Here is a 21,918-nt window from a genome sequence, read left to right on the forward strand (position 1 = left end):
GTTCAAAGCGAGCGCCGCCACGACAAAAGGAAGAAAGGAGAAAGCAAAGCTCTTGACCACGGACCAGGCATGAAAACATAAATCAACCAGGGTCACTTCTCAGTGAAAATCCCGGGTCAACTCTCAGCGGAAATCAACACGATGACTTCGAAATGGAGTCGGACATGTTCGCCCTCCCATGCGTGAGCGTGACAATGGCATCTCTACGTCGATTTGGCGTCCGCGGCAAGGTTTTCCAATGCGCCCGTCGCTCTCAACGCGCGCCGCGTGTGGTTGCCGCCCCCTCGATCAGACTGGTTGCAAGCACGGACATCGCGGGGTTCTCCGCCCTCCTGGCGACATCGCCCAGAACCCTGCCGGCTTCCTCCCGTTCGCCGCCGCGCATGAGGGCCATGCCGAGAAAGAGGCGTGCTGAATCTGTGGGTGGAAGAGGCCGCAGCACCTTGGTCGCGCCATTAAAATCCTCTCGGGTCATGCGCACGAGGGCGTCGCCGATATAGCCCGCCTCCTGATCCGGACGAAGCGCGCGCACGCCCGAAAAAATCCGGTCGGCCGCCTCATCGAGGCCGAGGCCGATCGCGATGAATCCCAGGTCTACGAGCGCTCGAACATCCTCCGACTCGAACATGTCTCGCTCCTTAATCGAAATGAAGTGACAGCAAGAGGCGTTGCGCTGCGCGCAGATCGCCCCGATACGCGGCGCTCCGCCGTGCGAGGCGCGCGGCGAGAGCGAGCCGGTCGAGGGCGACATTGCGGTCGCCACAGTTCAGGGCGCCGAGGCCCGCGAGACAGAAGGCGCGCGGGTGCCTGCATCCCCGGAAGATCGCCTGTTCTGCATAAAACAGCGCGGCGTCGAGTCTTTCAAGGCGCGCAGCGCAGACGGCGAGCGCCAGCAGCGGGTCGGGCTCCAGACCATCTTCCAGCAGGAGGGGCGTGAGCAGACACACGGCCGCGCCAACCCTGCCCGCCTCGAATTGCGCGCTGGCTGCGTCGTAGAGCGTCGTCGCGTCCGTGCAAGCGCAGCCGTCCAGCGCGGCAGGGAGCGCGCCGCGCGCCTCCCTGGAAAGAGCGAGCGTCAAGATGGCGAGCGGGTCGCCGCCTTTTGCGGCGACATCAAGGCGTTCCGTGGCGGCGCGGACGTCGATGGGGGCGAGAGGATGGGCGGCTCCAGGCCGCGTGGCCGGTCCCGGGGGGAGGGGGAATGTCGCCGCGCAGCTATCCTGGATGCCCAAGTCGTTCCTCCGAAGCGCCAGAGAGTAATCGCGGATTTTACCTTCGTCTGTCATGTTTGGCACAGCGGGCCGTCCGAATGAATGCTGTTCTGGGCCTCGCACGCCTTGAAAAGGGCGACAGGCGGAAGGAGATGGGGGCGCATTCATGATCATTCCGGGCGGCGGGGCTGAAGGCGCCAGAGATTGGCGGACGCTTTTTCGCAAGCTCAGCGAAGCGGTTCGTCAATTGCGCGCGCTCCCGGCGGTGGAGAGCGATTCGGAAGCTCGGCGCCTCCTGGTCGATATCGCGACGGCCGAGTCCCTCGAGGATCTTGAGTGCCTGACCGAATTGCTTCAGTTCCGCCTGTCACAAATCGGCGCGCTCGAAACTTTGACGAAGGGCGGCGGCCGCGTTCGGCAGTCGTCAGCCTCGGCGGGGATCAACGAGGCGGAAAGCCGCCAGCGTCTGATCCTGCGCCTTTGAGCGGAGCGGCGTATCATGTCGAAATCCATACAGACCATTATGAGCCCGCTCGTCACAGACGCCGAGAAAGGGGTGAAGACCACCTATTCGAGCAGCACGACAACCCTCAAAATGGTGTTTCCAGGCGAGACGGACACGCCCGGCATCGTGGCCGGAGGCGCGAACGCTCTATACCCCAATTATTCCACGACGAATTTGCCTCCGATGAGCCCGGAGGACGTCGCGGCCTATGCACTGAGCCCGGACAAGCTCGACCCGAATGTTTTCGCCAATTGGCACTCCATCGTCCAGGCGGCGTATGTGAACGCGCATGGAAGCAAGACGCCGAAGCGGCTTGTGATCGGAAGCCCCTTGAACAACATCACCGCGCAGCTCTCCGTCGACGGGAAGAGAGCGATTATCATCGAAAACATCAACAACAAGCGCGATCTGATGCTGCTCTCGAATGAAGACATTCTTGCATTGGCGGCGAACGACTGGGCGCTGGCTGCTCCTTTCACGACGCGCATGTCATCGTTGCTCGGGGCGACCGTCGATCCAAGTTCGACGCAATACAGTACGGAGAAGCAGTCGGCGCTGGACTCGATCGATTTGGCGATATCCGCAATTTACTCGGCGACCGCGAAGGGCGCATTCGCGCCCATGCCGGATGGCGCCGCAAATATGTCCGACGCGGATCGGAAGCTCTTCACCGATCAGCTCGCGATCTTGCAAGACAATGTCGAGAGCAGCCCCTGGATTGTCTCCAAGGACATTGCAACCCAGGTGAAGGCCATCTGGGATCGCTTCAGTCTCGCCGCGACGTTCAACGTCAACGAAAGCGACGGGTTGAGTAGCGGTCCAATGAAAAACAAGAGTGACATCAGATGGGGCTATTTCAGCAAGGACGGAGGCGCGCTCGTCAAGCAGGGTTATGCGAATATCATCAAACAGCAAAGCGCGATCGTGAAACTTGCCACGCAAGCGCATGATCTCGCCACAGGCGCGAAGACGATCGACAGAAGCGATCTTCCAACACTGCTCTTCACCTTTCAGCTCAATGCGAATCTGACCCAGGAGGCCGAGATCGCGATCGACACCGAGCAGGTGAAACAGCTCAACGGCCTGCTCGCCACCTATAACGACATGCAAAATCTCGTCAATGAGACGATCAAGAGCTTCGGCGCAGGCGCGAAGGACACGGATACGGCGCCACTTTCCAATCCAGAAAACAAATCCGGACTGATGGACACGACCAAATACCCGTCCGACCGGATTGTCATGATGTTCGACAATTACGGTACCATGCAGAAGCATCCGCTCGAGACCTTGCTCGGACTCACACGTCCGCGAGATGAATTGGTGTATGGAAATCTCACTGCTGACGGCCTTTACCAGGCTTCATTCAAATACGAGTGGAAAGTATATACGAAATCAATGTGGACGACCATTGGAGATCAGCTTTCGGCGGTCGTGACGCAGATCAATCAGCAGAGTCAGATCCTGACCGATCAGATCAACTCGACAACCAAGAAGAAGGATCGACATTTCGACCTTGGAAACAACGCGCTCGCAAAGATGTCCGACATGATTCAGAGTATCGGTCGCAACGTCTCCTGAGGATGAAGGAAGCATCATGCGCATTCGGGCATTTGACGTCGGCCTGGAATCGATCACCAGATTGCAGCCGGAGGACGAAGTTCATCTGCCCGAGTCGGGCGCGCTGCCGCAGATGTTCCTGCCAGAGACGCGCCCGCTGGACGCGATTCTGCGACGGCCGTCCCTCGATGAGCGACTTCCTGAGTTGCTCGCGCCGCTGTCGCTCGACCCGGAACTGCTGAATCCATCGGTCCTCACCGCGACAAGACTCGCCATGCAGACGTTCTTCGGCCACCATGCGGAGAGGGAAGAGCGCGCTGGCGCCCGCAACATCTTTTCTGCCGCGACCGCTCTTCTCGAAAATGACACGGCGCTCGATCATGAGGTGCGCTCCGCTCTCGCGGCTTTGTTGAGAGGTTAGCCGGAAAATGTTTCCGCAAATGGAACGCAGGACGTGAGCGAACCCACTTCGCGGGAGAGAGATTTTCTTCTCCTCACTGTCTATGTGCTCGCCCGGCAGGGCTATGTCGCGCGGGCGGCAGTGCTGTTGGAGGCTCTTCATCTCGCATCCGCGCCAACCGCCGAAGTCACGCTCGGGCGGGCCATCCTGAGGTTTTTCAAGAGGGATTTTTCCAACGCGCTGACGTGTCTCGAGGAACTCGACAGAATCGACCCGCTGGAGCGCTTCGGCCATTATCGCCTGACTGAACGGCAGCGCATGCGCCGCTACCTGAAAGCACGCTGTCTCTTCGAGCTCAATGAGGTCTCCCGCGCCCGCGAAGTTTTGGATGTCTATATGCGGCACGGCGACGCAGACACGATCGACGCCGAATAATCGCGCGAAAAATTCCCGTCCTGTCACAAACGGCACAGAAGAGCGATGTCGTGATCGCTAATGTCATGATGTGACCGAGGAGCGTTCGATGTCAATTATCGACACCCCCTATAAAACAGAAGCAGAGTTGCTGAAGGCATTGGAGCTCGCGGCGCCGATGATCGACGAGGCGCTCGCGCGGCGGAATTTCGCGCCCGCACAGAAGCAGCTCATCGCCTTGATGCGCGCCGGCTTCTCATATGCCGACATTTTCGCCATCTCGGAAGAAGATCGCAACGCGATGCTCTCGGTTGGCGTTCGCCTGTTGAAAGTCGGCGACACCAAGAGGGCGCGAGATGTGCTCTACACGCTGTTCCAGATGGAGCCGTCCGATGGTCGTGTGCTCTACGCGCTGGCCGGTTGCTACCAGGCTCAGGGTAACGTAGCGACCGCCGCGAAGCTTTATATCTTCTTCCTGGCCGGTGACGCAACCAATCCGCATGGATATGCGCGGCTCGGGGAATGCTTCATGGTTGCGCGGGAATATCAGAACGCGCGAGACGCCTTCAAATATTCAGCAATCGAGGCGGAGCGGGCGAACGCGCCGCGCCGCGTGATCGACTATGCGCGAAAGATGATGGCTGAGGCCGAAGGGCGTCTGGCTGAGGAATTCGCTTCTAATCCAGTCTGAACATCCGAAGGACTCACCTCCGAGCGCGTCCTGCAAAAGACGAATGGAGCTTATCATGGCTGACCCTATTAATCCCTATGGCCCCAAGGGTCCGATTCAGGGGCCTGACATTCCCCTCGACCCTCCTGCTCCTGCTCCTGGTCCCGCGCCAGGGCCCGGAAACGGACCGGTTCCCGATGTGAAGCCGCGAACGCAAGCTCCGCATTTGCTGTCGCTGTTCGAAAGCCTCTCCGATGTCACCGGTCTCGTCGATATGGATGGCGACCACGAGATCACTCTTGCGGAACTGCAGGAGAAATTCCGAGATCTGCTTTCCAAGAGCGATATGGCGCAAGTGACGGTCGAGAACGAGCAACGAAAGGCAATGCTCGAAAAGAAGATAAAGGACGGCGAGGCCGCGATGCAGAAAATGCGGGAAGCGGCCGCCGGGAAAGACGCTGGCTCAATCTGGGAGAAAATCAGCCTGGCGTTCCAGGTGATCGCTGCGGTCTTTGCCGCAATCGCGGCCGTTGCGTTGATGGTGACAGGCGTCGGCATTGCGCTTGGAGTCGCGCTCGTTGTCGGCGCTGTGACCGGACTGGTGATGGCGGCGGACGGCATCGTCAAACAAACTAATCCGGATCATCTGGGGATGGCGGGTCTGGCTGCGCGCCAGGCAGGAAAGTCGCTGGAAGACGCCCGGGCGGCGGACACCGCCTTCGGGATCGCTCTCGCGGTGGTCGGCGTCTTGAGCGCGATCGCGAGCGGCGGCCTGGAATTTGCGGGATACGGCGCCAAGGTGGCGATGGAGGCCGTCAAGAAAGTCGTCATGGAGGCGGTTGGCTCCTTCATCCAGATCGGCGCGGGCGTTTCCCAGATCGGAAGCGCCGTTGTGAATTACGAGGCGGCCATCGCCCAGGGCGATGCGCTTAAGATTCAGGCCGCCGCGAAGGAGCTCGACGCTGTTCTTCAGGAACTCGATCAGGAGGTTGATCTCATTTTGAATCACCTCATGAACATCCACCAGAATTTCAACGAGGTCATCGACGCGCTTATTCAATCGATCAAGGACAAGGGCGACACCGCGGGACATGCCCGCATCGCTTGAAGCAGCATAGGCCATTCGAACAGGAGACCGTCATGGCAAACGATATTCCGCAGAATCTTCTTCAATATGTCCCCGCGAATTATTTCGACGACTCCGGCAATCTCACGGTTGACGCCGCACAAGCCAAGCAAGTCGCCGCGATCGTCAAGAAGCATGTCGAGGAACTGCCCGAAGCGGAGAGAGATCTCTACATCAGCATGATCACGTCGCCTGATTTCGCGCCTGGAAAGGACGCGACGGCGAGTGACGTAAGCGCCGCCCTTGAGCGTCTCGACGCAGCGATGACGTCTCTCGAGACCGCTGGCTTTCTCGAACTCGCAGAGGATATCAACGCACTTGAAAAGGCGCTGATCGAGCATGCGGAGCAGTCCCGGATTGAAGCGCTGCAACAGCGCCTGGAGGGGCGGCTCGCAGCGAAGAATCAGTTGCTGAGCCAGGCGGATAAAATGAACGACGCGGCGAGCAAGCTCATGAACGAGGCGGCGGCCGGTCTGGCGGTGAGCCTCGTGGGATCGGCGCTCAGCATTGCCGGAAGCTTCATGAGTTTCGTGAGCTCAATGAAGATGGCGAAAAAAATCAAGGATCTCGGCGATCCGCCAGTAGATCCGGGCCCGAACGCAAGCTACTTCGCGAAGACGGACTATCAAAAGAAGATGGCGACCCGGAAGGCGCAGATCGAGGAGATCGAGAAGGAATTCGCGCCGCAACATGCGAAATCGCAGGCTCTCAGCAGCACCGGGAGTGGGATTCAGCCGATTGGCATGTTCCTCAACACGGCATCCCAGGCAGATTCGCAAAAGGATCAGGCGCTGGCGTCGGAGTATGGCGCATATGCGCAGGACATCCAGTCGGTTTTGGATGTCGCGAAGTCCACGCAGGAGTCGTTCGAGGAAATGATCAACAAGATCATTAACAGCCTGAAGGAGATAAATGATAGCGAAGCCGAGCGCATGAATTCGATGACACGTGTTTGAGGAAGAGCCGCATGCGAGGGTCTCCAAATCATTTCAGAAGTACGATCGAACGTCTCTGGGACTCGCTGGGGCTTCCCGCTTCGCCACGCTTTGGGGACATGGCTCAAATCACGCTGACGATCGACGGCGTCGCGATCGATCTTGCCGAGTCCGCGGATGGCCGGAGTCTCGTCGCGTCGGCGACAGTGGGGCCCCTGTCTTCGGACAGGGGTCGGCAGGAATCGCAGATGCGCAAGATTTTGGAGGCAAATCTCGCGCATCTGTATAATTGCCGCGCAGGCGCCCGGCTCGACGTCAGCGGAGACGTCCCGGTGCTCATGGTGGAATGCGCCTATGACTACGGCCTGGGAGACATGAATGTCCTGGCCGCTCTGATCGGGGAGACGCTGCATCTGCGCGGGACGCATGGGGCGAGGATCGACGTGGGCGCGCAGATGCGCGGCCAGGACGCAGACGCGCTCGAGGCGTCGGCGGGCGCATTGGTTTTTCGACTTTGAGTTGCGTTTCACTTTGCATCGAAGAGAGTATGATGTCGTGGACGCAAGAAGAGCGATCGTCTTGGGGCGCTTGGTCGCGATGATGGGGATGTTGCGCAAATGAGTGATTCAGAGGCACAAAATTCCCTCTTGAAAGCCCAGGAGCGAATCTTGTCGGGCGCCATCCGGGAGCGTCTCGGACTCAAGACGGAGGATCTCCGACTCGGCTTGAAGGTTGCGTATCATCTCCTGTCTCGCGGCGCGAAGCAGGAAGCCTTGCGGATGTACAGCGTGATCGTTCTGTGTGAACCCACGAATCCGGAATTTCAGCTTGGTCTCGCGAATTGCGCGATGCAGTTGGGTGATCAGCACCTCGCGCTGCAGGCCGCGTCGGCGACAATCGCCTTCGACGCGCGAAATGCGCGTGGATACTATATTTCGGGGCGCGCGTGCCTCGCACTGGGCTACAGGGCGGAGGCGGAGGAAGACCTGATGGACGCGGTGAGCTTTGGCCGCGGTTCCAGGGATTCGAATGTGGTGGAAGAGGCCGAAAGGCTTTTGAAGCAGCTCGCAGCTCTCAAGTTGGAAGAGGCTGCGAAGTAATGGGCTCGTCGGGCGAAGAGTCGGGGATCCGCGGTTCGGCGGGGAAGAGCGGAGCCGACGGACTCGAGCGGATATTCGGGCTGGACGCGTCGGGCGTCGCGGCTCTCGGAGAGATGTTCGCGCGCATATCCGGCGAGGTCGGGCTGAATGGATCCCGTATTCTGGAGCGACTGAAGGAGGGCCAGCCGCTCGGCGATGCTTTTGCGCTGCCGCGGCCCATCACCGAAGAAGTGTACGCGCGCGCGCGTCAATGGCTCCAACTGGGACATATCGAGAAAGCGGCCCCGCTGTTTCGCGCGCTTGTCGCGATTGATCCGAAAGACGCGGATTTCTGGATCGGCAATGGAGTTTGTCTGCGCGACGGTGGTCGTCTCATGGAGGCGCGGCTGGCGTTCAAGACGGCGGCGATGTTGCGCCCCAATTGGGGCCTGCCGCATTTCCATCTCTCGTCGCTGGCGCTCTGCGTAGGGGACCGGGAGAGCGCCCGCAGGGCGCTCGCCGCTTTCCGAGCTTCAGTCGATCCGAACTTGCCTCGTGAAATCTGCAGGGAGGCCGAACGCCTCGCGGGAGCGCTCTCCCCGACGAAGCCTTGATGAGAAGGACAGCGCTATGACCATGATCGATTCTGGATTAACGCCGGTAGTTCCCGCTGTCACAACGCCGACGCCGGCCGCGACAGATCCGCCGGCTACGTCGCCGACGCCCACGATCATCCCGACATCAACCCACGCGATCGTGCTGGACAGTTTTGCGTCACTTGGCATGCGTGCGCCCAACAGTTCCGAGGATTCCGCCGCCTATCTGGCGTTGCTTGCATTCGAGGTGGATTCGGCTCTGACGAAATCGCGGCTGCTGAAGATGCAGGGCCTTGGTGCGCGTCTGGCTTCGCTCGCGCACGAGCTCGAGATACTCAGCGCCGAGGTGAGCGATCTTGTGGCGGGCAGCTCGGGCGCGGAGGCAAACCTTGCTCGGCTCCAGCCAGAGATTACCTCCGCGCAGGGAGATGTCACCGCGGCGGATAACGCGGTTCTCGACGCGTATTCCTATTATTTGGACAAATGGTGGAATGGCTCTGGCGAAGAGATCGCGAAGGCGCGGGCGCGATACGACGCTGCGCAGGCCTCCTCTCAAAGCGCAAATAATAAGCTTTCTGCCCTTCAGGCGGAGGCCGACGCACAGCAGGCGATCATCGATGGCAACCGTAAGACATTGTCGGGATTGAATCTCGCCATATCCGTTTGGGCTGCGGCCGCCTCGGATCTGACGAAGCAATTCGATAATTTGTCTGAAGGCGGGAATGCGGATAATGGATATGTCAATGATCTGATTGAAGAAATTAACTCGCTGACAACGGATGTCCAGGCCAAGGCAAAAAGCCTGCAAGAGACCATCGACCGGAATCGTCGGGATAAAGCGCAGGCGGCCGAACATGATATTCCCGCCGCCGATGCGGCGCCGCCTGCAATTGTCTCTCTCGCATTCCTGGCCGTGGTCTCGCAAATTCAGGACATTCTGCACGCACTCCAGGATCTGGTGGAGAACCTCCCCGTCAAGACGTCATCCCTAGAAGAGGATGGGGTGGTGACTCTGCGCGACTGATTCCGGCGGGCGATACGATCATGCTCACGAAATTTCTGTATACGGTCTCACAGCGGAGCGACCTCTTTCTGGCCGTTCTGCTGGTCTGTATCGTCTTCATGATGATCCTGCCGTTGCCGACCGAGGTCGTCGACGTGCTGATCGGGATCAACCTGACGATTGCGGCAGTGCTGCTGATGGTGTCGGTCTATCTGCAGGATGTGGTCGACCTGTCGTCCTTCCCGTCGATCCTTCTGCTCACGACGCTCTTCAGGCTGGCGCTGGCCGTCACAACGACGCGTCTCATCCTGATTCAGGCCGATGCGGGTCACATCGTTGAGACATTCGGACAATTCGTCATCGCCGGCAATCTGTTCGTCGGTCTCGTGGTCTTTTTGATCCTCACGATCGTCAATTTCATGGTGATCACGAAGGGTTCGGAGCGCGTCGCGGAGGTTTCGGCGCGCTTTTCGCTCGACTCGATGCCGGGCAAGCAGATGTCCATCGACTCGGACATGCGCGCCGGGCAGATCGAGATGGACGAGGCGAAGCGTCGGCGCAACAAGCTCGAAAAGGAGAGCCAGCTCTATGGCGCGATGGACGGCGCCATGAAATTCGTGAAGGGCGATGCGGTCGCAGGGTTGATCATCATCGCAGTCAACATGATCGGCGGCGTTTCGATCGGGACGATGCAAAGAGGAATGAGCTTCGGAGAAGCGCTCGACCGCTACACCTTGCTGACAATCGGCGACGGCCTCGTGTCGCAGATTCCCGCGTTGTTCATTTCGATCACCGCCGGTTTCATCGTCACCCGCGTGTCTTCGGAAGACAATCGTGATCTCGGCAGCGATATCGCTTCGCAACTGACCGGCGAGCCGAAGGCGCTGATGATCACGTCGGGGATTCTCGCGATTTTCGCAATCGTCCCAGGCTTCCCGACCCTGGTCTTTATCGTCCTGGCGGCGATCTGCGGGGGCGGCGGGTATTGGATCAACCGCCAGCGCACGCGGGAAGTGCACGCCAGTCGCTCTCAGGAAATGCCGGCGCTCGCCTCGGCCGTGACGCCGCGCGGCGCGCCGCCGTCCTTTCCGAAGCCGCTGGACGACGCCGATGACGGCGGGCCGGTCGAGAATGTGACATTCGCCCTGACGGTTCCGCTGATCGTCGATATCGCGGCGTCGGTCCGCAACACCATCCGGCCGGAGAAGCTCGACCGCGAGGTCGCGCGAGTCAGGCGCGCGCTCTATTTCGATCTCGGCGTTCCCTTTCCCGGCATTCACCTGCGTCTGAACGAGACGCTGAAGGATGATGAATACCGCATCCTCGTCAATGAGATACCGGTCGCCGCCGGCGCGGCCCGCCCCGGTTACGTCATTGTGCGGGAAACCGAGGAAAATCTCGCGATGTTCGACATTCCCTATGAGAAAGGCGAGGATTTCCTGCCGGGTATGCCGAGCCTGTGGGTCTCCACGAAACATCTGCCTTCGGTGGAGCGCGCCAATATTCAGGTCCTGACCCTGTCCAGCATGCTGACCTACCATCTCGCCCATGTGCTGAAGCGCCATGCGTCGGAGTTCGTGGGAATTCAGGAAACCATGTATCTCGTGAACCAGATGCAGAAGAACTTCAGCGAACTGGTGCGCGAGGCGACGCGGGTGCTGCCCATCATCACCATCACGGACGTTCTGCAGCGTCTGGTTGGCGAAGAGATCTCCATACGCGACATGCGCACCATTCTCGAAGCGCTGGTGGAATGGGGGCAGCGGGAGAAGGACCCGATCGTGCTGACCGAGCATGTGCGCAGCTCGCTCAACCGTTACATCACACACAAATTTTCGGGCGGCCAAAACATCATTCCGGCCTATCTGCTCGCCAAGGAGATCGAGGACGCTGTGCGCGGCGCCATTCGCCAGACCAGCGGAGCGGCCTATCTGGCCTTGTCTCCGGAGGTGCACCGGCAGATCATCACATCAATGAAAGGCGTCATCGGCTCGATCAGCGCCCATTCATTGCCGCCAGTGATGCTCGCGCCCATGGACATCCGCCGCTTCATGCGCAAAATCATCGAGCGCGATTTTCCGGAGCTCGCGGTTCTGTCCTATCAGGAGCTTTCGGCGAACGCCAATGTTCAGCCTTTGGAGCGCATCAAGCTCGTCGCGCAATTGCCGAACGGATAAATGACCGCAAGCCGTATCGTCGCCCCCGGAGGGCGTGTCTGGGCTTACGGCGTGAGCCTTCTGATTGCATGGCTGGGCTATCTGGTCTTTTCGGCTGGCAGCGGGCGTGCATTCCTCCTTTGCGGCGGCGTCTCGGCTCTCATGCTCATCTACGGGCTGCTTCGAAAAATGGAGAACGGGCTTTACGCTGGCGCCTGCCTCGCGGTCTTTCTGGTTGCGGTCGCGCTGGGCAGGGCTGTTTCGCAGGAGGCGAAATCCCTGGCGGGGGCGGTGTCGGCGGGGCTGATCGGGCCTGATCTGTTGGTGACGTTCCTTGCAAGCCGCCTTCTCGCGTCGCTGGAGGCCAGGCGCTTCGCTGCATTCTATGCGCGGCCGCTGGAGTCGAAGGTCGGGCGCTTCCTGGCTCTTCCGGGCGCCGCCGCTCTGGCCCTCTTTCTGCTGATCGCCTTTTACGCTCTTGCGGCGCCGTCTCTCGGGGGCGCGCGCAATGCGCCGGCGGGGGTTATCCTTGCCGCGCTCGCGGGCGCGAGCTGGATTCACGCCAGTCTGATCCTCCTCTTCTTCCTATCGCTGGCGCTGATTGTCGAAGCTTCGCTCCGGCACTGGCGGGACAGGTTCGCGCTCGATCGTTTACGGATGTCGCTGTCGAACGATCCGGTCCGGGCCGCAGAGCGGCTTTCGGAAGAGGTCGCCCGCTTCGGGCCGTCGCGCGCCGCCCATCTCATCGGGCGCGAGCTGGGGATCGAATGCCTTCCGCATTACGAAGGGTTTTTCGATGCGAGCCGCCGCTTCGCGCGCAGCGTTCCCGCGCTTTTGCCGCTGCTGGGCTTTTTCGGAACCGTGATCGGCCTCTCCATCACCATGTTCGAGCTGGAGAAGGGAATGGGTGGCGGGCTGTCTGCCGGGCGCGTCGCTGGCGCGCTTTCCGGGCTCGGGCTGAAATTCGAGACGACGCTTCTGGGCCTGTTCGGAAGTTTCATTGCGCTTGCGCTTCTGGACGTGCTCGAGCATGGAGAGGCCGAGTGCGCGGCGGCGTGCCGGGTGGTCGCGAACGCCTGCAAGACGCGGCTTGCGTCAGTTTCGTCATGAGCGGGGCGGGAAGCCCGAACGATGATCCTGCGGGCGCCCATGCGCTCGCGGATATGTTCCTCACCCTCGCGGCCATGGCGCTTTTCGCCGTGGCCGCGTCGGCAGGCTCGGGGCCGCGTCCTGCGGGAGACTCTGGCCTTACGATTCTCGCCGCCGCGCAGGGCGTCTCGATCGGCGGGCGGGACGTGCCGCTCGTCCAACTGCTGGACGACGCCGAACTGCGGACCCGGATCGCGCAGGCGCGCGGGCGGGGCGAGACCGTCCGGGTCGTCATCACGAGCGACGGCGGCGAAAGCGCCTTTGCGCTTGAATCCCTGCTTGGCGGAATGCTGGTTCGGCAGAGCAGGTTGACGAGTGGCGCGCCGGCGCTGGAGCAGGACGCTCCGCCGTGAGGGGCGGGATTGCGCTGGCCGATATGTCGGCGAATATTTTCGCGGCTCTGGCGCTCCTGCTGATCGGCGCGCTCGCCATCGGCGGCGGCGAGACCGACGGCGCGGCCGAGAACGTCGAGCGCCATGCGCTGGGGGGCGAAGAGATGGTCGATCTGCTCTATGGGCGCCGCGATCCTGGCGGCGAGTCGATCATCGACGTCTTCGAGGACCGCGCGGAGATTTTCGGGCAGCCGGGCAGGGCGTCGATTGCGCCCCCCGATCCGCAGGCCATCGCGGCCGCCTTGCCGCCCGGGCGGGCCGTCGCGGTTTTCGTCTTCGCGCATGGCGCCTATCGGGCGGCCTTCCAGGGGCTGAAGGCGCGGGGCGTCCCATGGCGCGAGATTTCGGTCCCGCTCGCGCTGCGCGACGAAAGCGGAGACGGCTGGTCCTCCGCCTTTCTGGCGCTCGTCGAGAGAGCGCCCTCGCGGGAGGATTTCAGGATCGGTCTGGCGCGGCTTCTGACGGGCGGCGCCGCGCGTGGGGCCGGCGCCGCGCCGCCAGTCCGGGGCATGACGCTCCCGGCCGAATTTTCAAAGCTCATTCGACTGATGGAAACGCTCGTGGCGCTGAGCGGCTGCGCCCTTCTGGCCCGCTGGGCGGAGCGGCGACCGTAGGCCGACCAGGGCGGAGCGGAGACCGCGGCCCGTGGGAGCAAGCGGCGGAAAGTCGCGGAGACTTGTCTGATTTCGGTTGGACGCGCGCCAGTTTTGAATTATTCTAAGAAAGCGTCGCCGGGGCCCTGTGCTCGGGCCCCGCGCATCGACAAGAATCTCCTTGGAGGCATTAATGGCATCGCTCAAGGGCAGCAAGACCGAAGAGAACCTGAAGGCCGCCTTCGCCGGCGAATCGCAGGCGAATCGCCGCTATCTGTATTTCGCCCAGAAGGCGGACGTCGAAGGCTACAATGACGTCGCCGCCGTGTTCCGCTCCACCGCGGAAGGTGAGACCGGCCACGCCCACGGCCATCTCGAGTTCCTCGAGGTCGTCGGCGATCCGGCCACGGGCCTGCCGATCGGCAAGACCTCGGACAACCTCAAGGCCGCCGTCGCCGGCGAGACCCATGAGTATACGGACATGTATCCGGGCATGGCCCGCACGGCCCGCGAAGAGGGCTTCGAGGAAGTCGCCGACTGGTTCGAGACGCTGGCCAAGGCCGAGCGTTCGCATGCCGGCCGCTTCCAGCGCGCCCTGGACGAGCTGAAGTAATCAGCGAGACGTTGGTGTCGGTGACGGCCCGCGCCTCTCTCCCTCTCCCCGCATCGCGGGGAGAGGGTTGGGGTGAGGGGCGAAGCCGCATCGGAGAGGATGTGGGGGCGGGGCAAGGCCAAAAGCGCGGACCGCCCCGCCGCCCGGCCCGAGCAGGGCTCCATTTCCGCTGAGCAGGACGACCATGAGAGAAGGCAGTCTCGAGGCGCCCATCCGGCATCCGCTGGACTGGGAGAATCCCGATTTTTACGACGAAGCGAAACTCGACGCGGAAATGCGGCGCGTCTTCGATATTTGTCACGGCTGCCGCCGCTGCTTCAATCTCTGCGATTCCTTCCCGCGGCTGTTCGATCTCGTCGACGAGTCGAAGAGCGGCGAGCTCGACACGGTCGACAGCAAGGACTTCAAGAAGGTCGTGGACGCCTGCACGCTCTGCGACATGTGCTTCCTGACCAAGTGCCCTTACGTCCCGCCGCACGAGTTCAATCTGGACTTCCCGCATCTCATCCTGCGCTATCGCGCGGTGGAGGCGAAGAAAACGGGCGTTGGCGCTATCGATCACGCGCTGACCGAGACCGACCGGAACGGCAGATGGGCCACTCTGATTTCCGGCGCCGTCAATTGGGCCACGCGCCGCGGCAGTCCGCTGCGTGGTCTGGAAGAGAAATACGCGGGGATCGACAAGGACGCCGAGCTGCCGGCCTACGCCAGCCAGACGCTCGAGGCGAAAGCCAGGGCCAATCCGGCCGAGCGCGACGCGACGGCGCCGGCGAAAGCCCGCAAGGTCGTGCTCTACGCCACCTGCTATGGCGACTACAACGACACGTCGATTGGCGAGGCGGCGCTCGCCGTTCTGGCGAAGAACGGGGTCGAGACGAAGGTCGTGCATCCACATTGCTGCGGCATGCCGAAGCTCGAGCAGGGTCTGATCGGCGAAGTCGCCGACGCGGCGCGCAAGGTCGCTGCGGCTTTCGCCCCCTATATCGACGAGGGCTACGACATTGTCGCCCCGGTGCCCTCCTGCGCGCTGATGCTGAAATTCGAGTGGCCGCTCATCCTCCCTCATGACGAGAGCGTGAAGCGTCTTTCCAAGGCGACCTTCGATCTGTCGGAATATATCGTCGACATCGCGCGCAAGGAGGGGCTTGCCGAGGGCATGTCACCGATCGAGGGCGGCGTCGCCTTCCACATGTCATGCCATTCGCGCGCGCAGAATTTCGGCCAGAAGGGCGCGGAGTTGTTGAATCTGATTCCGCAGGCGGACGTCGCGGTTGTCGAGCGTTGCTCGGGCCATGGCGGCGCCTGGGGCTACAAGAAGGGCAACTTCGAGATCGCCATGAAGGTCGGCAAACCGGCCATGCGCCAGTTGAATACGGCGGGCAAGAAACACGTGGTGTCCGAATGCCCGCTCGCCGGCATTCATCTCGAACAGGGCATCGAAGCGCTCGCCGGCGATGCGCCGAAGCCCGAACGCGTCGGCCATCCCATCGTGCTGATGGCGAGAGCTTACGGGATTGGCTCTCCCGGCGAATAGCCGGGAGGGTGGTCAACAGTCGAGAGTCGCCATGTCCAGCAAAACCGAACTCACTCGAGCCGACATTCTGCCATGGGCGGAATACGCAAGGGAGCGCGCGGAGCACCGCCGCCGCATCACCGCGCTCAAGCGCCATCGTCGCGTCGAGGTTGGTCCCTTTGTGACCTTCTATTTCGAGAGCTTCGACACGATGTGGCTTCAGGTGCAGGAGATGCTGCATATCGAGCGCGGCGGGGACGCGCAGGTTCCCGAAGAGCTCGCGGCCTATAATCCGCTCATCCCCAAGGGGCGGGAGCTCGTCGCCACCTTCATGATCGAGATCGACGACCCGCTGCGGCGCGCCCGCGTTCTCGCGGGGCTCGGCGGCGTCGAGGAGACCGGCTTCATCGAGGTCGGCGGCGAACGGGTCGCGGGCAAGGCCGAGGCGGATCAGGACCGCACCACGGCGGAGGGCAAGGCGAGCTCCGTGCAATTCGTGCATTTCGATTTCACGGACGCGCAGATCGCCGCGTTCCGCGAACCGAACGCGCGGGTGATTCTCGGATTGAACCACCCGAACTACAGCCACATGGCGGTGCTGCACGAGGCGACGCGCGCCGCGTTGGCAGGGGATTTCGCCTAACGACCTCTGTTGGATTGAAGTCCACGCCGCCGGCCCTGAGGAAGGGTCGGCGGCGGCGCTGTTTCATGGCCGCCGATCTCCACACACACCAGCGGACGGCCATGATGAAGTGAGGCTTGTCCTGGGTTGCAGGCGCGCCTAAAATTCATTTTTGCATTTTCACGTGCCCATCGCCGGAATTTCGATCGTCGTTCCCGTCGGCGACAGTTCCCAGATCGTGCTGACCGTCGACGCAGCTCAATACATCCGGGTCGCCGGCATCATTTCGGCCGCGGGGTTTGCCGTCGGCTTTGATCCGACTGTCTTCAACGGGCTGCTCTCACGCCTGAATCTCGGCCAGGCTGTCCCTGCCGCAAAGACGCCGCTGGCCGTTTCCGCAGGGCAGGCCGTCGCGGCTCCTGCTCAAGACGGCCAATCTCCGCAGACCGGGCAGAAATAGCATCCCGATTGCGGCGCCGCTGCGCCCATGTCACCCGCTTTGAAAGGGGCCGGATCGCGGTTGCGTCCGGCCCCTGCTTTTTGGGTTGGACAGCAACCGCGACGCGCTTGTGGGTTAAGATTAAGTTAAGCTTTTCATCAATCGGCGGCTTCCGCCGAACCGGCCGCTTCCATCAGCGGCCTGCTTTTGATCCCAGTTGTTTGCCGCCGCCTCAGTCCGGAGGATGAAAATGTATTACCGTGCTCTTTCCCTTCTTGTTGCAGCTCTGTTCAGCTTTGGGGAGCGAGCCGCCCTGGCGCAGCCGGCGCCGCCCCCAACGACGCGCGTGCTGAAGAAAAGCGTCCTTCCGCTCGTCGCGCCGCCGCTCGCGACCAGCGTGCACGGCTTTCTTCTCGCGCCCGACGGCAAGCTGACGAAAGTGACGAGCGCGGATATCCTGAAATCGCAGACCGCCTACATTCAGGCGCTGGAAAAGCTGCAATCGCCCGAACAGGGAAAAAGCTATCAGGCGCTGAAAGACAAGATCGCCGGATCGGGCGACCTCGCCGAGGGCGACAGGGTCTTCGCCAATTCCGTGCTGATCGGAAAGCTGCTCGACACGGCGAAGCCGGACGATGAAGCCACGATCCGGGCGCGCAACCAGTCGCTTTTATCGAGTTATGGCAAGATCGCCGGCAAGCCGGTCTCGGCCGACGATCTCGAGGCTGGCGTTCCGCCGACCTGGGTGAAAAAACTCACCTTCGACAAAGGCGACATCATCTCGATCATTGGGTTCCCCGACATTTTCCAGCGTTACAGCTACTCAGCCCAGTGCAAGGCGGCGGGCGTTCCCGTCCCGCCGGACTGGGATGGAAATCTCAATTCGGCGGTCAATTCCGTCTCGCCGAACGGCTGGAAAAACGAGGGGCTGCTGTCGACGAGCTATCTCACCCAGCCCGGCCAGTTTCCGCATCGCCGGACAATGGTCTTCTCCCATGCGTCGACAACGGCGCCCGCGGGACTGTGCATCGCACTGCCCATCCAGCAGGACACGGTGGGCACCCCCAATGTGATCGACGCCCTTGGCATCATCTGTCAGGGCCTGAGCACGACGGGCGATCCGGCGAAGAGCAACAGCAAGGCCTGTTTTTGGGATAACAACGGCAATGTGACCCTGATGGTCAATGCGCCCTACAAGATCAGCAGCAACAAGTTTCTGGCTCCGCCGCATCTGCCCGACGACAACCAGTGCACCGATTGCCACGCGGGCGAGAACGCCTTCATCACCCACCCTGGATCGCCGATCCAGAAGGCGAAGGACGACTTCAACAATTCGACGACGCCCAACTTCACCTCGCAAAACAACTGGTATGCGCCCATGGTGCAGCCGACCTGGCCCACCAATCCCGAGGCGAAAGCCTATCCCGACGGCAATGGGATTTGCGGCGGCTGCCACAATGCGAATGACGCCGGTCGGCTGCCCAATGTCTCTCCGCTGGGGCTCGGCGGCCTGCCGCCGCGCGACAATCTCTACAAATTCTGCGCCTTCCTGCTCCCCAACGTCCTGACCACCGTTTCAAATCCCGCGACCTTCGATGCGGGCACGATGCGCAGCTACAACAGCGCCGGCTATGCTGCGGATATCCAGAGCCTCTACAACGCGTGCAAAAATCTGACTCCCTATTATTTCCCGGCGAACACGGCCAATTGGCTCAAGCCCGTGACGCCGCCCTGATCCTCCCTCCCGACCTCTGGACCCGCCGGGTTTTCCCGGCGGTCCTCGCCGCAGGGGGGGCTGGCGAAAAGGACGGAAGGGCTCTAAAGGCGAGGGACGTTTAACTTCCACCCGCGACGGACCTTGCTCACTTGACGACCTCCACCCCCCGCGACCCGGTTTCGCGGCGACGCACCTTTGCGATCATCTCGCACCCGGACGCCGGCAAGACCACTCTGACCGAGAAGCTCCTGCTGTTCGGCGGCGCCATTCAGCTTGCGGGCGCGGTCAAGGCCAAGCGCAACGCCCAGCAGACCCGTTCCGACTGGATGAGCATCGAGCGGGAGCGCGGCATTTCCGTCGTCACCTCGGTGATGACGTTCGAATATGCCGACTGTGTCTTCAACCTGCTGGATACGCCCGGCCACGAGGACTTCTCGGAGGACACCTATCGCACGCTCTCGGCCGTCGACGCCGCGGTCATGGTGATCGACGCGGCGAAGGGCATCGAGGCGCGCACGCGCAAGCTTTTCGAGGTCTGCCGCCTGCGCGACATTCCGATCGTCACCTTCATCAACAAGCTCGACCGCGAGGGCAGGGACCCTTTCGAGCTTCTCGACGAGATTGAGAAGACGCTGGCGCTCGACACCACGCCGGTCACCTGGCCGATCGGCTCCGGCAAGACGTTCGCGGGCACCTATCGCTTCGCCGCCAAAACCATCCGCAAGATCGACAAGGACGACGAGCTCACGCAGACGACGGGCCTCGACGATCCGGTCTTCGACAGCCTGCTGCCGAACGGCGCCGACGCCTGGCGGGAGGAGGCCATGCTGGCCGCGGAGGGCTCCAAGCCCTTCGATCTCGCGGCGTTCCGCGAGGGCCATCTCACCCCCGTGTTCTTTGGCTCGGCGCTGCGCAATTTCGGCGTGCGCGATCTCATCGACGCCATGGCCGAATATGCGCCGAGCCCGCGCGCCCAGGAGGCGGACAAGCGCATCGTGGAGGCGAATGAGCCGAAGATGACCGGCTTCGTCTTCAAGATTCAGGCGAACATGGACCCCAACCACCGCGACCGCATCGCCTTCATGCGCGTCTGCTCGGGCAAGCTGACGCGCGGCATGAAGGCCAGGCTGATCCGCACAGGTAAGAACATCCCGCTCAACGCGCCCCAGTTCTTCTTCGCGCGCGACCGCTCCATCGCGGACGAGGCCTTCGCGGGCGACGTGGTGGGCCTTCCCAATCACGGGCAGTTGCGCATCGGCGACACGCTGACCGAGGGCGAGGACCTCGTCTTCCGCGGCGTGCCGAGCTTCGCGCCGGAAATTCTGCGGCGCATTCTCATCTCCGATGCGATGAAGGCCAAGAAGCTGCGGGAGGCCCTGCAACAACTCGCGGAAGAGGGCGTCGTGCAGGTGTTCACGCCACATGACGGCTCCGGGTCCATCGTCGGCGTGGTGGGCGCCCTCCAGCTCGACGTGCTGGCGACGCGGCTCGACGCGGAATACGGGTTGACCACGCGCTATGAGCAGTCGCGTTTCACTGTCTGCCGCTGGGTGACCTCGGCTGATCCGGCCAAGCTGAAAAGTTTCGTCGACTCGCACGGATCGAGCATCGCGAACGATCTCGACGGCGCGCCGGTCTTCATGTCGCCTTCGGCGTTTCAGCTCAATTACGACGCCGAGCGCAACCCCGACATCGCATTCTCCGACGTGAAGGACTATCAGAAGACGCAGGGATAGGGCGCGCTTTCGAGCGCGACCACGCGCGTCCCGCCAGTCCGGGAGTGAGATCCTCATGCTGCAAATCGCCATGCTGATCTATCCGTCGATGTTCGACGTCGATCTCATCGGCCCGCAGACCTTCCTGTCGAGGCTCGACGACGCGGATGTGTTTCATGTGTGGAGGGATCGCGGACCGGTCGTGAGCGATCTCGGTGTGACCTATCACGCGCGCCATGATTTCGAGTCCTGCCCCGCGGATCTCGACATTCTCTTCGTGCCCGGCGGTCTGAAGGGAACCATCCCCGCCATGCGCGACCCGGCGGTCATCGGCTTTCTCGCCGATCGCGGCGCGCGCGCCAGATATGTGACGAGCGTCTGCACCGGCTCGCTGCTGCTCGGCGCGGCTGGGCTGCTCGACGGCTACAAGGCCACGAGCTACTGGATGGTGCGCGATCTGCTGCCGCTCTTCGGCGCCGAACTGGCGCCGGCCCGCGTCATCATCGACCGCAACCGCATCACCGGCGGCGGCGCGACGGCGGGGCTGGATTTCGGACTGACGCTCGCGAGCCTGCTGTGTGGGGAGGCGCACGCGAAAACGCTTCAGCTCCTCGTCGAATATGACCCGCAGCCGCCCTTCGACGCGGGCGCTCCGGAGCGGGCGCCGGCGGCAATTGTCGAAGGGATCGAAATGCGGCGGGCGGCCGAATTGCAGGCTGCGCGCGAAGCCGCGACAGCGACGGCGCGGACGCTCGGCAAAGGATGAAACGCATATTTACGTAAGGCGCTATGTCGGCGCTCGCGGATGTCTCGCGGGTGTGCCGATCTCTGCGAGCGGCGCTTTCATTTCAAGCTGTCTCAGCGAACCGGACTCTTGCAAAGCAAGCTGCGGCGCGCCTTCGGAGCCGCGAACAAGCCAGCTCTCGCATCGAGCGAGCGACCGCATCGAGAATCAACCCAACGTTCGTTGATCTCGCAGGAGGTCGCGGACAAGACAGCGAGTTGAAGTGTCTGACGGCGCAAGCCGACCGTTACACCTGGGATCAACTTCACGTCGTGCAAAACGGATGTGGATGTCGGAAGTGCAAAACGCCTTCACCATAAGCTGATGAGCCATCTCGAGGCTCTTGCCTCGTTGAATGGACGGAGAAGACCCGCGTCCTGAGCAATGTGCCCGAAGAGGCTTCACGCTTTTCCGATTGGAAGCCTGCCGGGAATAGGGGAAAACGATGGCTAATCTCGATATCAGACAGACCCCGATGTACCGAAGCAATTTTGCGCCACTGCAAAAAGAAGGGGCTACCGCGATTGTTGATTACAAGTCGGGCGCCTTCACGGCCCTAACTAAAAGAGAGCTTGTGAAATATCGACAACTAGAGGGTGTTATGTACTTTGGTGATTGATTGCTTTAGTAGAATCGGATGTCTTCGATTCGCAAACCGTATCCTTCTGACGTCAGCGACGAAGAGTGGTCGCTGGTTGCGCCTTATCTGACGCTCATGGACGAGGGCGC

At 61.9% G+C, this 21,918-nt stretch carries 26 protein-coding genes; 24 read left to right on the top strand and 2 right to left on the bottom strand.

Features of this window, described 5'->3' with window-relative positions; genetic code table 11:
* Positions 1 to 253: 253 nt before the first annotated feature.
* Together ACR652_RS13600 and ACR652_RS13605 are read right to left on the bottom strand one after the other, a co-directional pair.
* Positions 254 to 628 (bottom strand): hypothetical protein, encoded by a 375-nt coding sequence (locus ACR652_RS13600; protein WP_434507029.1) that lies wholly within the window; start codon positions 626 to 628, stop codon positions 254 to 256.
* Positions 629 to 638: 10 nt separating this feature from the next.
* On the bottom strand, positions 639 to 1,232 hold the full coding sequence (locus ACR652_RS13605; RefSeq protein ID WP_434507030.1) for a hypothetical protein: 594 nt from the start codon (positions 1,230 to 1,232) through the stop codon (positions 639 to 641).
* Positions 1,233 to 1,377: 145 nt separating this feature from the next.
* Between ACR652_RS13605 and ACR652_RS13610 the strand changes: the two genes are divergently transcribed.
* The 24 genes from ACR652_RS13610 to ACR652_RS13725 all read left to right on the top strand — a co-directional run.
* Positions 1,378 to 1,695 carry a hypothetical protein gene (locus tag ACR652_RS13610; protein WP_434507031.1) on the top strand — a complete coding sequence of 106 codons (318 nt, stop codon included), beginning with the start codon at positions 1,378 to 1,380 and terminating at the stop codon, positions 1,693 to 1,695.
* A 15-nt stretch (positions 1,696 to 1,710) separates the two neighbouring features.
* Complete coding sequence (locus tag ACR652_RS13615) at positions 1,711 to 3,294, top strand: hypothetical protein (protein WP_434507032.1); 1,584 nt, start codon at positions 1,711 to 1,713, stop codon at positions 3,292 to 3,294.
* Between the two features lie 16 nt (positions 3,295 to 3,310).
* On the top strand, positions 3,311 to 3,694 hold the full coding sequence (locus ACR652_RS13620) for a hypothetical protein (protein ID WP_434507033.1): 384 nt from the start codon (positions 3,311 to 3,313) through the stop codon (positions 3,692 to 3,694).
* A gap of 33 nt (positions 3,695 to 3,727) precedes the next feature.
* The gene (locus tag ACR652_RS13625; RefSeq protein ID WP_434507034.1) at positions 3,728 to 4,108 is read left to right on the top strand and encodes a hypothetical protein; all 381 of its coding nucleotides are present in this window, start codon (positions 3,728 to 3,730) and stop codon (positions 4,106 to 4,108) included.
* 88 nt (positions 4,109 to 4,196) lie between these two features.
* A complete protein-coding gene (locus ACR652_RS13630) occupies positions 4,197 to 4,778 on the top strand; it encodes a tetratricopeptide repeat protein (protein ID WP_434507035.1) in 582 nt (193 codons plus the stop codon).
* A 205-nt stretch (positions 4,779 to 4,983) separates the two neighbouring features.
* Positions 4,984 to 5,865 (top strand): hypothetical protein, encoded by an 882-nt coding sequence (locus tag ACR652_RS13635; protein WP_434507036.1) that lies wholly within the window; start codon positions 4,984 to 4,986, stop codon positions 5,863 to 5,865.
* A gap of 32 nt (positions 5,866 to 5,897) precedes the next feature.
* Positions 5,898 to 6,839 (top strand): hypothetical protein, encoded by a 942-nt coding sequence (locus ACR652_RS13640; RefSeq protein ID WP_434507037.1) that lies wholly within the window; start codon positions 5,898 to 5,900, stop codon positions 6,837 to 6,839.
* A 98-nt stretch (positions 6,840 to 6,937) separates the two neighbouring features.
* Entirely contained in the window at positions 6,938 to 7,336 is a 399-nt protein-coding gene (locus ACR652_RS13645; protein WP_434507038.1) for a hypothetical protein, read from the top strand.
* Positions 7,337 to 7,597: 261 nt separating this feature from the next.
* Entirely contained in the window at positions 7,598 to 7,918 is a 321-nt protein-coding gene (locus ACR652_RS13650) for a hypothetical protein (protein ID WP_434507039.1), read from the top strand.
* Positions 7,918 to 8,511 carry a hypothetical protein gene (locus tag ACR652_RS13655; protein ID WP_434507040.1) on the top strand — a complete coding sequence of 198 codons (594 nt, stop codon included), beginning with the start codon at positions 7,918 to 7,920 and terminating at the stop codon, positions 8,509 to 8,511. The genes ACR652_RS13650 and ACR652_RS13655 overlap by 1 nt, the downstream gene beginning before the upstream one ends.
* 16 nt (positions 8,512 to 8,527) lie before the next feature.
* On the top strand, positions 8,528 to 9,517 hold the full coding sequence (locus tag ACR652_RS13660; protein ID WP_434507041.1) for a hypothetical protein: 990 nt from the start codon (positions 8,528 to 8,530) through the stop codon (positions 9,515 to 9,517).
* Between the two features lie 20 nt (positions 9,518 to 9,537).
* Positions 9,538 to 11,673, top strand: coding sequence for a type III secretion system export apparatus subunit SctV (gene sctV / locus ACR652_RS13665; RefSeq protein WP_434507042.1), 2,136 nt, complete (start codon positions 9,538 to 9,540; stop codon positions 11,671 to 11,673).
* Positions 11,674 to 12,762 (top strand): MotA/TolQ/ExbB proton channel family protein, encoded by a 1,089-nt coding sequence (locus ACR652_RS13670; protein ID WP_434507043.1) that lies wholly within the window; start codon positions 11,674 to 11,676, stop codon positions 12,760 to 12,762.
* Positions 12,759 to 13,154: a hypothetical protein gene (locus ACR652_RS13675; RefSeq protein ID WP_434507044.1), complete on the top strand. Its 396-nt coding sequence runs from the start codon at positions 12,759 to 12,761 to the stop codon at positions 13,152 to 13,154. Before ACR652_RS13670 ends, ACR652_RS13675 begins: the two co-directional genes overlap by 4 nt.
* The gene (locus ACR652_RS13680; RefSeq protein WP_434507045.1) at positions 13,151 to 13,807 is read left to right on the top strand and encodes a hypothetical protein; all 657 of its coding nucleotides are present in this window, start codon (positions 13,151 to 13,153) and stop codon (positions 13,805 to 13,807) included. The genes ACR652_RS13675 and ACR652_RS13680 overlap by 4 nt, the downstream gene beginning before the upstream one ends.
* 172 nt (positions 13,808 to 13,979) lie before the next feature.
* Complete coding sequence (locus ACR652_RS13685; RefSeq protein ID WP_434507046.1) at positions 13,980 to 14,399, top strand: rubrerythrin family protein; 420 nt, start codon at positions 13,980 to 13,982, stop codon at positions 14,397 to 14,399.
* A gap of 184 nt (positions 14,400 to 14,583) precedes the next feature.
* Positions 14,584 to 15,933, top strand: a complete 1,350-nt coding sequence (locus tag ACR652_RS13690) for a heterodisulfide reductase-related iron-sulfur binding cluster (protein WP_434507047.1) — start codon at positions 14,584 to 14,586, stop codon at positions 15,931 to 15,933.
* A 31-nt stretch (positions 15,934 to 15,964) separates the two neighbouring features.
* Positions 15,965 to 16,555 carry a DUF3501 family protein gene (locus ACR652_RS13695; protein ID WP_434507048.1) on the top strand — a complete coding sequence of 197 codons (591 nt, stop codon included), beginning with the start codon at positions 15,965 to 15,967 and terminating at the stop codon, positions 16,553 to 16,555.
* A 151-nt stretch (positions 16,556 to 16,706) separates the two neighbouring features.
* The gene (locus ACR652_RS13700) at positions 16,707 to 16,994 is read left to right on the top strand and encodes a hypothetical protein (RefSeq protein ID WP_434507049.1); all 288 of its coding nucleotides are present in this window, start codon (positions 16,707 to 16,709) and stop codon (positions 16,992 to 16,994) included.
* Positions 16,995 to 17,223: 229 nt separating this feature from the next.
* Positions 17,224 to 18,708 carry a hypothetical protein gene (locus ACR652_RS13705; RefSeq protein WP_434507050.1) on the top strand — a complete coding sequence of 495 codons (1,485 nt, stop codon included), beginning with the start codon at positions 17,224 to 17,226 and terminating at the stop codon, positions 18,706 to 18,708.
* A gap of 131 nt (positions 18,709 to 18,839) precedes the next feature.
* Positions 18,840 to 20,426: a peptide chain release factor 3 gene (locus tag ACR652_RS13710; protein ID WP_434507051.1), complete on the top strand. Its 1,587-nt coding sequence runs from the start codon at positions 18,840 to 18,842 to the stop codon at positions 20,424 to 20,426.
* Between the two features lie 55 nt (positions 20,427 to 20,481).
* Complete coding sequence (locus tag ACR652_RS13715; protein WP_434507052.1) at positions 20,482 to 21,171, top strand: DJ-1/PfpI family protein; 690 nt, start codon at positions 20,482 to 20,484, stop codon at positions 21,169 to 21,171.
* A gap of 463 nt (positions 21,172 to 21,634) precedes the next feature.
* Entirely contained in the window at positions 21,635 to 21,808 is a 174-nt protein-coding gene (locus ACR652_RS13720) for a hypothetical protein (RefSeq protein ID WP_434507053.1), read from the top strand.
* A gap of 18 nt (positions 21,809 to 21,826) precedes the next feature.
* Positions 21,827 to 21,918, top strand: a 92-nt coding sequence (locus tag ACR652_RS13725; RefSeq protein WP_434507054.1) for a transposase, incomplete at its 3' end; no start/stop codon positions are given.

Source organism: Methylocystis sp. (genome assembly GCF_051061225.1).
Lineage (GTDB): Bacteria > Pseudomonadota > Alphaproteobacteria > Rhizobiales > Beijerinckiaceae > Methylocystis.

Bases quoted from the DNA above. Each gene is read 5' to 3' on its own strand.
- ACR652_RS13610 (WP_434507031.1), top strand. From the start codon at position 1,378: ATGATCATTCCGGGCGGCGGGGCTGAAGGCGCCAGAGATTGGCGGACG.
- ACR652_RS13705 (WP_434507050.1), top strand. From the start codon at position 17,224: ATGTATTACCGTGCTCTTTCCCTTCTTGTTGCAGCTCTGTTCAGCTTT.
- ACR652_RS13655 (WP_434507040.1), top strand. From the start codon at position 7,918: ATGGGCTCGTCGGGCGAAGAGTCGGGGATCCGCGGTTCGGCGGGGAAG.
- ACR652_RS13600 (WP_434507029.1), bottom strand. From the start codon at position 628: ATGTTCGAGTCGGAGGATGTTCGAGCGCTCGTAGACCTGGGATTCATC.
- ACR652_RS13615 (WP_434507032.1), top strand. From the start codon at position 1,711: ATGTCGAAATCCATACAGACCATTATGAGCCCGCTCGTCACAGACGCC.
- ACR652_RS13720 (WP_434507053.1), top strand. From the start codon at position 21,635: ATGGCTAATCTCGATATCAGACAGACCCCGATGTACCGAAGCAATTTT.
- ACR652_RS13630 (WP_434507035.1), top strand. From the start codon at position 4,197: ATGTCAATTATCGACACCCCCTATAAAACAGAAGCAGAGTTGCTGAAG.
- ACR652_RS13650 (WP_434507039.1), top strand. From the start codon at position 7,598: ATGTACAGCGTGATCGTTCTGTGTGAACCCACGAATCCGGAATTTCAG.
- ACR652_RS13620 (WP_434507033.1), top strand. From the start codon at position 3,311: ATGCGCATTCGGGCATTTGACGTCGGCCTGGAATCGATCACCAGATTG.
- ACR652_RS13715 (WP_434507052.1), top strand. From the start codon at position 20,482: ATGCTGCAAATCGCCATGCTGATCTATCCGTCGATGTTCGACGTCGAT.
- ACR652_RS13675 (WP_434507044.1), top strand. From the start codon at position 12,759: ATGAGCGGGGCGGGAAGCCCGAACGATGATCCTGCGGGCGCCCATGCG.
- ACR652_RS13640 (WP_434507037.1), top strand. From the start codon at position 5,898: ATGGCAAACGATATTCCGCAGAATCTTCTTCAATATGTCCCCGCGAAT.
- ACR652_RS13660 (WP_434507041.1), top strand. From the start codon at position 8,528: ATGACCATGATCGATTCTGGATTAACGCCGGTAGTTCCCGCTGTCACA.
- ACR652_RS13690 (WP_434507047.1), top strand. From the start codon at position 14,584: ATGAGAGAAGGCAGTCTCGAGGCGCCCATCCGGCATCCGCTGGACTGG.
- ACR652_RS13685 (WP_434507046.1), top strand. From the start codon at position 13,980: ATGGCATCGCTCAAGGGCAGCAAGACCGAAGAGAACCTGAAGGCCGCC.
- sctV (WP_434507042.1), top strand. From the start codon at position 9,538: ATGCTCACGAAATTTCTGTATACGGTCTCACAGCGGAGCGACCTCTTT.
- ACR652_RS13645 (WP_434507038.1), top strand. From the start codon at position 6,938: ATGGCTCAAATCACGCTGACGATCGACGGCGTCGCGATCGATCTTGCC.
- ACR652_RS13695 (WP_434507048.1), top strand. From the start codon at position 15,965: ATGTCCAGCAAAACCGAACTCACTCGAGCCGACATTCTGCCATGGGCG.
- ACR652_RS13670 (WP_434507043.1), top strand. From the start codon at position 11,674: ATGACCGCAAGCCGTATCGTCGCCCCCGGAGGGCGTGTCTGGGCTTAC.